At 26.4% G+C, this 11,771-nt stretch carries 10 protein-coding genes; all 10 read left to right on the plus strand.

The window, feature by feature from the left end:
- Nucleotide 1 precedes the first annotated feature (1 nt).
- A complete protein-coding gene (gene pseC / locus CRV02_RS02450) occupies nucleotides 2–1,129 on the plus strand; it encodes a UDP-4-amino-4,6-dideoxy-N-acetyl-beta-L-altrosamine transaminase (RefSeq protein ID WP_129089019.1) in 1,128 nt (375 codons plus the stop codon).
- On the plus strand, nucleotides 1,122–2,054 hold the full coding sequence (locus CRV02_RS02455; RefSeq protein ID WP_258239210.1) for a class I SAM-dependent methyltransferase: 933 nt from the start codon (nucleotides 1,122–1,124) through the stop codon (nucleotides 2,052–2,054). Before pseC ends, CRV02_RS02455 begins: the two co-directional genes overlap by 8 nt.
- Nucleotides 2,042–2,956, plus strand: coding sequence for an aldo/keto reductase (locus tag CRV02_RS02460; protein WP_129089020.1), 915 nt, complete (start codon nucleotides 2,042–2,044; stop codon nucleotides 2,954–2,956). The genes CRV02_RS02455 and CRV02_RS02460 overlap by 13 nt, the downstream gene beginning before the upstream one ends.
- A gap of 10 nt (nucleotides 2,957–2,966) precedes the next feature.
- A complete protein-coding gene (locus CRV02_RS02465) occupies nucleotides 2,967–4,271 on the plus strand; it encodes an aminotransferase class III-fold pyridoxal phosphate-dependent enzyme (protein ID WP_129089021.1) in 1,305 nt (434 codons plus the stop codon).
- 10 nt (nucleotides 4,272–4,281) lie between these two features.
- Nucleotides 4,282–5,046 (plus strand): cytidylyltransferase domain-containing protein, encoded by a 765-nt coding sequence (locus CRV02_RS02470; RefSeq protein WP_129089022.1) that lies wholly within the window; start codon nucleotides 4,282–4,284, stop codon nucleotides 5,044–5,046.
- Nucleotides 5,043–6,101: a pseudaminic acid synthase gene (pseI, locus tag CRV02_RS02475; RefSeq protein ID WP_258239211.1), complete on the plus strand. Its 1,059-nt coding sequence runs from the start codon at nucleotides 5,043–5,045 to the stop codon at nucleotides 6,099–6,101. The genes CRV02_RS02470 and pseI overlap by 4 nt, the downstream gene beginning before the upstream one ends.
- Nucleotides 6,094–7,038 (plus strand): hypothetical protein, encoded by a 945-nt coding sequence (locus CRV02_RS02480; RefSeq protein ID WP_129089023.1) that lies wholly within the window; start codon nucleotides 6,094–6,096, stop codon nucleotides 7,036–7,038. Before pseI ends, CRV02_RS02480 begins: the two co-directional genes overlap by 8 nt.
- The gene (locus CRV02_RS02485; RefSeq protein ID WP_129089024.1) at nucleotides 7,035–8,204 is read left to right on the plus strand and encodes an acetyl-CoA carboxylase biotin carboxylase subunit family protein; all 1,170 of its coding nucleotides are present in this window, start codon (nucleotides 7,035–7,037) and stop codon (nucleotides 8,202–8,204) included. The genes CRV02_RS02480 and CRV02_RS02485 overlap by 4 nt, the downstream gene beginning before the upstream one ends.
- A complete protein-coding gene (locus CRV02_RS02490; protein WP_129089025.1) occupies nucleotides 8,194–10,527 on the plus strand; it encodes a glycosyltransferase in 2,334 nt (777 codons plus the stop codon). Before CRV02_RS02485 ends, CRV02_RS02490 begins: the two co-directional genes overlap by 11 nt.
- A 148-nt stretch (nucleotides 10,528–10,675) precedes the next feature.
- Complete coding sequence (locus CRV02_RS02495) at nucleotides 10,676–11,770, plus strand: Gfo/Idh/MocA family protein (protein ID WP_129089026.1); 1,095 nt, start codon at nucleotides 10,676–10,678, stop codon at nucleotides 11,768–11,770.
- The last annotated feature ends 1 nt before the right edge of the window (nucleotide 11,771 follow it).

Below are 11,771 nucleotides of genomic sequence, written 5' to 3' on the forward strand. Positions count from 1 at the left end.
GATGAACTTTATTCCTTATGGAAAACAAACAATTAGTCAAGAGGATATAGATTCTGTTATAAATACATTAAAATCAGATTTTTTAACAACAGGTCCTAAAGTTAAAGAGTTTGAAGATGAATTCTGTAAAAAAATAGGAGTAGAGTATTGTGTTGCTGTATCAAATGGAACAGCTGCACTTCATTTAGCTTCTTTATGCCTTTTGAAAAAAAATGATAAAGTCTTGACAACTCCAAACTCTTTTTTAGCAACTTCAAATTCTATTATTTATGTAGGAGCTAAACCTATTTTTGTAGATATCTGTGAAGATGGAAATATTGATTTAGATGCTTGTGAAAAGATGATAAAAGAAGACTCTTCTATTAAGGCAATATATGCAGTTCATTTTTCAGGAAAGCCTGTAAATCAAGAGAAGTTAAAAGCTTTAAAAGAAAAATATAAAATAAAAATTCTTGAAGATTGTGCACATAGTATTGGTGCAAGCTTCAATGGAACTAATGCAGGTTCTTGTGAAAATAGTGATTGTTCAATTTTTTCTTTTCATCCTGTAAAACATATGACGACAGGTGAGGGTGGAGCTATTACTACTAACTCAAAAGAAATATTTGAAAAGCTTCTTTCTTTGAGAAATCATGGCATGATTAAAAATTCTTCAATGAAGCCTTGGGAATATGAAATGCAAGAGTTAGGATTTAATTATAGAATTACGGATATTGCATGTGCTTTAGGTCTATCTCAATTAAAAAAATTAGATAGTTTTGTAACTAGAAGAAAAGAACTTGCAAAAAACTATGAGAAAGCTTTTTTTAATACAAAAATTAAGCCTTTATACCCTTTTGATGAGAATTCTTCTTATCATTTATATGTAGTACGAGTAGATTTTGAAAGTTTAAATATATCAAAAGAAGAACTGTTTTTAAAAATGAGAGAAAAAAACATTGGATTACAGTATCACTATATACCAATAAATAAACAGCCTTATTATAAACAACTAGGCTATGGAAATGAAATTATTCCTATGATGGATAAATACTATGATGAGACACTTTCTCTTCCTTTATATCCAAGTTTAAGCAATGAGGAACAAGTTTATATTATCAAAACAATTAAGGAAGTATTAAGTGAATAAGTCTGCAAAATATTGGTATGAAAAGTATAAAAATGGAGAAAATATTTCTCAGAATATGAGAAAAGAAAGTAATTCAAAATATAACTCTAGTGAAATAATAGAAATGTCATATGAATTACAAGCTAGTACATATATTGAAAGCATGAAAGATAAGAAGGCTAGAGAGGAAAAAGTAAAGTACTGTAATAGTCTTTATAACACTATAATAGAACTTTGTAACCCAAAGTCTATACTAGAGGCAGGAATTGGGGAGGGAACAACTTTATTAGAATTAATAAGGTGTTTTTCAGAGAATATTTCATCTTATGGTTTTGATTTAAGTTTGTCAAGAGTTGCATATGCAAATAGATTGCTACACCAACAAGGTATTAAAAATTTTAATTTGTGTACTGGTAACTTACTAGATATTCCATTTTTAGAAAATTCAATTGATATAGTTTATACCTCTCATTCAATAGAACCAAATAGAGGAAAGGAAAAAGAGATATTACAAGAACTATATAGAGTTACTAAGAAGTATCTTATTTTACTAGAACCAGCATATGAGTTAACAAATCAAGAAAATAGAAAAAGAATGGATTATCATGGATATTGTAGAAACCTTAAGGCTTCCGCTGAAGAATTAGGTTATTCTGTGATTAAATATGAACTTTTTAAATATTGTTCTAATGAAGTAAATCCAACAGCACTTATTATTATTGAAAAAAATAAAAATAAAGAAGATTATATTAATAGAGAAGTTTTTGCTGATCCTATACATAAAACAAAATTACAAAGAAGTGATACCTGTTTTTACAGTTCTGAGTCGATGAGTGTTTTTCCAATAGTAAATAATATTCCTTGTTTGAGAATAGAAAATAAGATACTTGCAGTTAAGTTTGAAGAACTTAATAAAAATAATGAGTTATTTGAATGGAATATATAAAATATAATAAAAATATTCTATCCAAGTTATCATTGGGGACAGTACAATTTGGACTTAACTATGGTATTTCTAATAAGACAGGTAAGCCTGCTCAAGAAGAAGTAAATGAGATAATTAACTTTTTAGAGATTAATGGCATTAATTCTTTTGATACAGCAAAAGGTTACGGAGATAGTGAAATAGTTTTAGGCAACTATTTTAAAAATAAACAAAATATACAAAAATATATAGTATCAAAATTTGAATCACAACATTTGCAATTAGAAGAAAAAGATTTTCTAATCTTTATTAAGGATTCATTAAAAAAATTGAATATTAATTCTCTCTTTGGTTTATTAATGCACAATAGTGACTTTTTAGACAAATGGGAAAAATATTATTCTTGTAAGGTATCAGTCTTAAAAGATCAAGGAATAATTAAATATTTTGGAGTATCAATTTATTCAAACAAAGAATTTGAACTGGCATTAAACAATAAAGATATAGATATTATACAAGTTCCTTTTAATATAATGGATCAGCGTGCTCATTCTAGAAGTTGGCTAAAAAAGGCCAAAGAAAACAATAAATTAATATTTATAAGAAGTATATACTTACAAGGTTTATTATTAATGAATATTGAGGATATTCCAAAAAAATTAGAAGATGCAAAAGAGGATATTAAATATATTGATAATATTGCAAACTCATTGGGAATTTCACGAAATGAATTATGTTTATCTTTTGTTAATACAATAGCTAGAGATGCAGTTATTCTTTTTGGATGTGAAACTTTAGAGCAAGCAAAAGAAAATATAAAAGTTTTTAATAGTATTAAAAAGTTAGATAAGAATATAATTGATAAGTTGATTAATAGATTTATTGATTTAGATGAAAAAATATATAATCCAACAAAATGGTAAGGAATTAAAAATGGGAAAGTCACAGAAATTATATAAAGAAGCAAAAAAAATAATCCCAGGGGGAAATCAACTTTTATCAAAGAGGCCAGAGATGTTTTTACCAGATCTGTGGCCTTCCTATTATTCTAAATCAAAAGGTTGTGAAGTATGGGATTTAGATAATAAACATTATTATGATATGGGGATTATGGGAATTGGTACTTCTGTTCTTGGCTATGCAAACCCAAAAATAAATAAGGCTGTAAAAAAAGCAATTGATAATGGTAATATGTCAACTTTAAATGCACCAGAAGAAGTCTTACTCACTAAAAAATTGCTTAAATTACACCCCTGGGCTGATATGGCTAGATATGGAAGAACAGGAGGGGAGTCTAATGCAATTGCAATTAGAATTGCAAGAGCGTATGCAAAAAAAGATAAAATAGCATTTTGTGGTTATCATGGTTGGCATGATTGGTATTTATCTGCAAATTTAAATGATGCGTCAAATTTAGATAATCAACTACTCCCAGGGCTTAGTACAAAAGGTGTTCCTAATGCTTTAAAAAATACAGTATTTCCTTTTGAATATGGAAACATAGAACAATTTAAAAAGATAGTAAAAGCAAATAGTGGTGAGCTAGGTGTTATTATTATGGAGGTTCAAAGAAGTGAAAGAATAGATATTCCTTTTTTAAAAGAGATTAAAAAAATTGCTAAAAAGATTAATGCAGTTTTAATTTTTGATGAAATATCATCTGGGTTTAGGCAAAATATAGGTGGAGTCCATCTTTTACATGATATTACACCAGATATAGTTGTTTATGGAAAAGCATTAAGCAATGGTTTCCCAATTGGGGCAGTTCTTGGTAAAGCAAAAATAATGCAATTCGCTCAAGATACTTTTATAAGTAGTAGTTATTGGACTGAGAGAACAGGTTATGTATCAGCATTGGAAACTTTAAATTATTATGAAAAGTATAATGTAGTGGAAAAAATTTCTAAAAAAGGAAAATATCTTCAAAAAAATTTGAATAAGCTTTTTAAAAAGTATAACTTAAAAATAAAAGCTGCTGGTATACCGTCCGTTATTACTTTTAATATACTTGAAGATAATCCTCAATTATTAAAAACAATTTATATTCAAGAGTTACTAAAAAGAGGCTTTTTAACAACAACATTAATTTACGTATCAATTGCGCATACTAAAAAAATAATTAATCATTATTTAGAAAATGTAGAAGAAGTTTTATCTTTAATTTCAAAGAATAAATATAATTTAGAAAGAATTCTAGATAATGAAGTTTGTCATTCAGGTTTTTATAGGTTAACATAAAGGATATTTTATGATAGTTGCTATCATCCAAGCAAGAATGGGGTCAACAAGATTACCAAATAAAGTAATGAAAAAGATTTTAGGTAAACCACTAATTAGTTATTTATTAGATAATGTTAAAAAATCAAAATTTGTAGATAAAATTATTTTAGCAACAACAACAAATAAAGAAGATGACGAGTTAGTAAAATACGTACATGACTTAGGATATGATGTTTATAGAGGTAGTGAAAATGATGTACTTTGTAGGTACTACGAAGCATTTAAAGACTTAGAAGATATAGAACAGATAAATGGTATAGTTAGACTTACTGGTGATTGTCCATTATTACAATCAAAGTTAATTGATAAAGTAATAGATACTTTTTTAAACAGTGATTATGATCATGTTTGTTTAAGTCCCCATTATGCAGAAGGCCTTGATACTGAAATATTTAAACCAAAACTATTAGTTGATGCATATAATAATGCAATAAAAGCTTCTCAAAGAGAACATGTAATGTTATATATTACAGATAATAGAGATAAATACAATATGTTTCAATTGGAAAATTCAAGCGATGATAGTAAATATAGAATAACAGTAGATGAGGAAAAAGACTTTGAATTGGTTAAGATAATTATTGAAGAGTTTGAAAAATCAAAAAAAGAACTGAATATCAAAAATATTAAAAAGTTTTTGGATCAAAATCAAAATATATTTTCTTTAAATTCCAATATTCTAAGAAACGAAGGTTTGCTTAAATCTTTAAAAAATGATAAGGATATAAAATGATCACTTTTAATAAAAGTTTTGAAATAGATGGAAGAATGATTGGTGATGAATATGAACCTTATATAATAGCTGAAATGTCAGCAAATCATGGTAATAATTTAGAAAAAGCATGTAATATTGTAAGAAAAGCTAAAGAGTGTGGTGCGGATGCTTTAAAAATACAAACTTATACGGCAGATACATTAACTTTAGATTCTAAAGAAGGGCATTTTGAAGCAATAGGCGCATGGGAAGGTCAAAGTTTGTATACTTTGTATGAAAATGCATCAATGCCTTGGGAATGGACTCCTAAACTTCAAGAAGTAGCACAAGAAGTTGGTATTACTCTTTTTTCTTCTCCTTTTGATTTTTCATCAATTGAATTTTTAGAAAAACTTAATATGCCAGCTTATAAAATTGCTTCTCCTGAAATAGTGGATCTTCCTTTTGTTAGAAGGGTAGCTCAAACAAAAAAGCCAATTATATTATCGACTGGTAATGCCACTATTTCTCAAATAAATGATGCAATTGAGGTTTTAATTGAAGAAAAAGTAACAGATTTAGCAATTTTAAAGTGTACTAGTGAATATCCAGCAAGTCCTAAAGATATAAATTTAAAAAGTATAGAGTATCTAAAAGAACTATATAATTGTCCTGTTGGTTTATCTGATCATACCTTAGGTAGTGCTATTCCGATTGGATCAGTTGCTTTGGGCTCTAGTATTATAGAAAAACATTTTATAGTAGATAAAACAGATACTACTGCAGATAGTTTTTTTTCTGCAACTCCAGATGAATTAAAAGCAATAGTTGAAGGGACTAAACTTGTTCATCAGGCTATAGGAAAAGTGTCTTTCCCTTTACAAAAAAAGAAAGATCAAAGAAGTTTAATTGCAATAAAAGACATTAAAAAAGGAGAGGTCTTTGTTAGAGATAAAAACTTTAAAAGTTTAAGACCAGGAGGAGGAATTGAATCAAAATTCTTAGATAAAGTGGATAAAAGACTTGCTTCTAAAGATATAAAAAGAGGAAGTTTACTATCTTGGGAGATGCTTGGTAAACTATCTAATGAATAAATTAAAAATTGCTTTTTTTACAGAAGCAGGTTCTAAGAGAGGAATGGGTCATTTAGTTAGATGTTATACCCTTTTTCAAAAATTAAAGAAAAATAATACGAGGGTAAGATTTTTTTTAGATAGTGATATAAATTTTGATTATAAATTTAAAAACTTAGAATATTTTGTATGGGATAATTTTATTTTAACTGAAGATTATGATGTGATAATTATTGATAGCTATGAGGCACCATTAAAAATTTATGAAGAGGCTACAAAAAAGTCTAAATTAGCAGTTTATATTGATGATTTTTCAAGAATAAATTATCCTAAAGGACTAATAATAAATTTTCTTCCTGAGTCAAAAAAACAACTAGCAAACCAAAAAAACAAAGATGAACATGTATACTTATTAGGTTTAGATTATGTTTTAATTAGAGAAGAGTTTTTATCTTGTAAAATAAAAAAAGATAAACAGATATTTGTAATGTTAGGTGGTGCAGATACAGCAAACTTGTCATATGAAATTTTAGATGCTTTGGAGGATATAAACATAAAAAAAGTTATTGTCTTAAATAATAAAGGTATGATAGAAAAAATTCAGCTATTTAAGAATGTTAAAGTTTTATATAAACCAAGTGATAAAGAACTTATTGAAAATATGGCTAAGTCTTTTATTTCTATTTCAACTGCAAGTATGACATTGTATGAGTTATCCTTCTTAAAAGTCTCTTCTATAGTTATAGCAGTAAGTCAGAACCAAATAATTGGTGCAAAACAGTTTATTTCAAATAAAATAGCTAATAACTATATTGATATAGAAAATATAAATTGGAAAGAAAAACTAAAAAAGGCAGTAAGCATTTTAGAAGATATAAGTTTAGAAAATAAGAGTATTATAGATGGAAAAGGTACTATAAGAATAATAGAAAAAATTTTAGAATTGGTAGAATTATGAAAAAAATATTAATACTAGGAGGTAGCCATAGAGACATTCCATTAATAAAGGCATCGCAAAATTTAGGCTTTTATGTAATTACACTTGGAAATAAAGATTATTATTTAGGACATAGGTATTCAGACAAAGCTTATAAAATAAATTTTAATGATTTATCTGAAGTGAGAAGAATAATCATTAAAGAAAAAGTAAACTTTTTACTTCCTGGTTGTGGAGAAGAATCTTATTTAAATACAGTTACCTTATCAAACGAATTGAAAATTGGTAATTTTGATAGTTTAGAGGTTGCGAAATTAATTCATAATAAATGGAGATTTAAAGAATTTTGTTTAAAACATAATATTTCAACGCCAAAAGGTTTCTTTTATGATAAAAATGCAAAATTAGATATTTTGAAATTTCCGATAGTTGTAAAGCCAACAAATTTATCAGGTGGAAGGGGAGTAGAAGTTGTAAGCTCTTTTAAAGATTTAACTAAGGCTTTGGAAGAAGCAAAATCTTTGTCAAATGAGATTTTTTTAGAAGAGTTTATTGATGGAAAGCTAATCGCTTATTCTATTTTTATCGAAAATCAAAAAGTAAAATATGAGTTTTTTGCTGAAGATAAAGTTTATTTAAATAAATATTTGATTTCAACAGCATATCCTACTGATGTTTCAGCGGCTGTTAAAAATAGATTAAAAAGTGATTTAGAAAAGTTAGCAAGTGAACTAAAATTAGTAAATGGGATGTTTCATTTACAAGTCTTGATAAAAGATAATATTCCTTATATTATTGATGTAACAAGGAGAATTCCAGGAGACTTATTTCCATATTTAATACAGTTTAATGATAATGTTGATTATTCAAAAGCAGTTGTAAATGCTTATACTATAGGGAATATTACAGACGAGTTTCAAGACATTAAAAGAGATTCTTTTGTAATAAGACATTGTGTGATGCCTAATAAAAATGGAGTTTATCAAGATTTATATTTTGATCCAATGTTAAAAGATAAAATTATAAATAGATTTGATTTAGTTAAGGAAGGGTATATTATAGAGGATTTTTTACATACACAAGTATCTATAGTGTTTATAAAACTTGAAAAACATGATAATATGGTGTTGAATAATATAAATGAATTAATATTCCCAATAATTAAAGAGAGTTTAGATGCAAAATAAAAAAAGAGAACAAATAAAATTTTCAATAATTATTCCAGTATATAATAATTTAAAATATATTGAAAAATGTATTCAAAGTATCATTAAACAAGAAAATAGTTTTTATACTTATGAAATATTAATTATTGATGATTGCTCTACTGATGAAACATTTAAGTTACTAAAAAAATTATCATCTACATTTAAAAAAATAAAATTATTTCAGACGTCAGTAAATAGTGGCCCTGGTGCTGCAAGAAATATAGGTATTAAAAATTCTACAGGAGAGTGGCTACTTTTTTTAGATTCAGATGATAGTCTTGCACATAATGCTTTAGAAATTTTATCTCTTCATATAAATAAAAATGATACAAGTGATATTGTTTCATACAATTGGACTTATGATAAAGAATCTACTGCCTCAGCGAATAAGTTAGGGGGTAGATATGATTTATATATGTTATCTAATAATAAAATGCAAATAATATATGATTATTTATCTTTAGGAATGGATGGCTCAGTTATATATACATTAATTAAAAGAGAATTGTTAACAAAGAATAGTATCTATTTTTCTGATGGCTATCACGAAGATGTTGATTTTATTTTTAAAGTATATTTTACAAGTAAAAAAAATTCTATTCTTGATAAGGCTATTTATATAAAAAATAATCGTAAAGATTCTATTGTAAATACAATATCGAGAAAACATATAAAAGGTTTTTTCCGTGCATATCAGGAAATATTTAGTTTTTTAGAAAAAAATAATAAAATAAATAACAAAACTTTAGAAAGACTTTATATTGGTATAGTTGGTATTGTTGCTAGTAGATTAAGAGAAATTTGGTTTCATAAAAATAGCAATGAGTATAAAAAAGACTTATATAAAGTCCTTAATAAAGAACTATTACTGTATCAAAAAGCTTATTTAAATGATACAAAAATACCAGATTTAAATACTAGATTTTTTATAATATTTAATTATTTTACATCTTTAATGAAAGGAAAAACAAATAGTTTAGTAGAAAAAATGGATGAATTTCTTTCCAGTATTACGAAAAAAAGTTGGAGTTGTTATGATATTCATAATTCAATATTTCTAGGTCCTAGTGAAATTAGGGCTTGTTGTAAAAGATTTTTTGATGATGGAAAAATTAAAGGAGATGTAGTTCTTTTAAAGAAGGATTTTAGTATTAAAAATATTTTAAAAGCAAAAAAAGATTTATATACAAGTATTAATAAAGGTCAGTCTGAAGAATGTAGAAATTGTCCATTTTTAGAGTTTAAAGAATGGGGATATATAGATAATCTAAAGATAGAACACATTTCCTTTGAGTATCATTCTCTTTGTAATATGAGATGTATTTATTGTAGTGAAAAGTATTTTGGAGGAAAAAGGCCTTCTTATAATGTACCTTTATTGATAGATGAACTTATCAATAATTCTTGTTTAGATGAATGTAAATCAATTGTTTGGGGTGGAGGAGAGCCTACAATTGAAAAAGATTTTACTTTATTACTTGAAAAAACAGCAAATAACTTTCCACATATAAAACAAAGGGTTATAACAAACTCTGTAATATTTCAAGAAAAAGTTTATCAATATATAAATGAAGATAAAGTTACTATTACTACAAGTCTTGACGCAGGAACAGAAGATACTTTTTCTCTTGTTCGAAATAATAAAAAATTTATAGAAGTTTTTAGTAATTTAAAAAAATATTCTTTAAAAAAACCTGAAAATGTAACCTTGAAGTATATTTTTATGGATGAGAATAAAAGTATAAATGAGATAAAAAACTTTGTAAAATTAGTAAAAGAATATAACCTTTCCTCTTGTAATTTTCAGATCAGTTTTGATTTCAAGAAAGATGCTATAGATGTGAGTTCTGCTGTATCTATGGTAGTTCTTTATGGTTTATTAAATGAAATTGATGCAAGGTTGATTTTCTTTGATGATTTACTTCTTCAAAGATTAAATGATATTTCAAAAAAAGATTATGAATTAATTTGTAAAAAATTGGATCTTTTAGGCTATAGCTCATTTTTAATTAACAAAGACACTTATAAAAAGTTAGTTATTTGGGGTGCAGGGCATCAAACAAGACAGCTTTTAGAAACCTCAAGGGCTTTAAAAGAAATAGATATTATGTACCTTGTAGATAATGATAAGGTCAAGATAAATAATTTATTTAATGACTATATGGTTTATAACCCCACAATATTGAAAAATGACAATTACCCAATCTATATTTCAGCTGTTCAAAATAGTCCTAAAATATTAGAACAATATGAAAAATTAGGATTGGATAAAGATCGATTAATAAAAGGGTTATTACTATAATATAGTTTTAAATTAAGGAAAAATAGTGTTGCTCAAATAAATTATTTTACAAAAATAGTTTATATGTTTCTAATTAAAGTTCTTATAAAATATTAATATATTTTTAAGAATTGGTTAATAAAAATGTAAATATTCATAAGGAGATATTATGTATAAACTAGCTTTTATAGGAGGTAGTATAGACTCTATTGCAGGCTACCCCCATTTTATAGCTTCTCAAATGGATAAAAAGTTTAAAGTAGTAACTGGTGTTTTCAGTACAAATCCAGATATTAATAAAAAAACAGCAACTACATGGAATGTAAATAAATACTATGATGATATAGAAAAAATGTTAGAAGTTGAGAAGAATAACATAGATGCTGTTGTAGTATTAGTTCCCACACCTTTACATTTTGAGGTGATTAAGAAGTTAATAAATTTAAAAATACCTATTATTTGTGAAAAGCCAGTAGTTTCTTCTTATGAAGATGCTTTATTCCTCAAGGATATAGTTAAAGATAATTTTTTGGTAGTTACTAATAATTATAGTGGTTATCCAATGTTAAGAGAATTAAAAGAGAAAATAAAGAGAAAAGAGTTAGGAGATATTTTACATATAAGATTAAAAATGCCTCAAGAAAGTTTTCTAAGACCACCAAAGAGTGTTAAGTATCCTCAAAAATGGAGACTTAATGACATGTATATTCCTATGATAAGTTTGGATTTAGGCTCTCATCTACATCACCTCGCAAATTTTCTAATTGATGAAGAACCTTCCGATATATTTGCGACTTATGATAGCTTTTCAAAGTATGGTGTAATTGATGATGTGAATATGTCTTTAAAATATAAGAGTGGAATTAGAGGAAATATGTGGCTAAGTAAAACAGCACTTGGAAATAGAAATGGTTTACATCTGGAAGTATATGGAAGTATTGGAAGTGCTTCTTGGCATCAAGAAAATCCTGAAAAGTTAGAGTTTTCATTTAATACAGGACAAAAAACTATAATTGATAGAGGTAGTGATATTGAAATGTTACCAAACTCTTTGTATAATAGAATGACTCCTGGACATCCTGCTGGTTTTATTGAGGCTTTTGCAAACCTTTATAATGATATTGCAAATTGTTTAGAACAATATAAACAAAATAAGAAAATAAGTAGTACATATGTTTTTGGTCTGGATCATGCACTTAGTGGATTAAAGTTACTTTATAAAGCAAGTCAGTCAAATGAAGAAATGAAATGGAAGAGCTTATAAC

Origin of the sequence: Arcobacter sp. CECT 8989, from assembly GCF_004116715.1 — a bacterium.
Lineage (GTDB): Bacteria > Campylobacterota > Campylobacteria > Campylobacterales > Arcobacteraceae > Halarcobacter.

What these genes read in the sequence shown, in the direction of transcription:
- pseC (WP_129089019.1), top strand. Translation starts at nt 2, where the DNA reads ATGAACTTTATTCCTTATGGAAAACAAACAATTAGTCAAGAGGATATA.
- CRV02_RS02460 (WP_129089020.1), top strand. Translation starts at nt 2,042, where the DNA reads ATGGAATATATAAAATATAATAAAAATATTCTATCCAAGTTATCATTG.
- CRV02_RS02465 (WP_129089021.1), top strand. Translation starts at nt 2,967, where the DNA reads ATGGGAAAGTCACAGAAATTATATAAAGAAGCAAAAAAAATAATCCCA.
- CRV02_RS02470 (WP_129089022.1), top strand. Translation starts at nt 4,282, where the DNA reads ATGATAGTTGCTATCATCCAAGCAAGAATGGGGTCAACAAGATTACCA.
- pseI (WP_258239211.1), top strand. Translation starts at nt 5,043, where the DNA reads ATGATCACTTTTAATAAAAGTTTTGAAATAGATGGAAGAATGATTGGT.
- CRV02_RS02480 (WP_129089023.1), top strand. Translation starts at nt 6,094, where the DNA reads ATGAATAAATTAAAAATTGCTTTTTTTACAGAAGCAGGTTCTAAGAGA.
- CRV02_RS02485 (WP_129089024.1), top strand. Translation starts at nt 7,035, where the DNA reads ATGAAAAAAATATTAATACTAGGAGGTAGCCATAGAGACATTCCATTA.
- CRV02_RS02490 (WP_129089025.1), top strand. Translation starts at nt 8,194, where the DNA reads ATGCAAAATAAAAAAAGAGAACAAATAAAATTTTCAATAATTATTCCA.
- CRV02_RS02495 (WP_129089026.1), top strand. Translation starts at nt 10,676, where the DNA reads ATGTATAAACTAGCTTTTATAGGAGGTAGTATAGACTCTATTGCAGGC.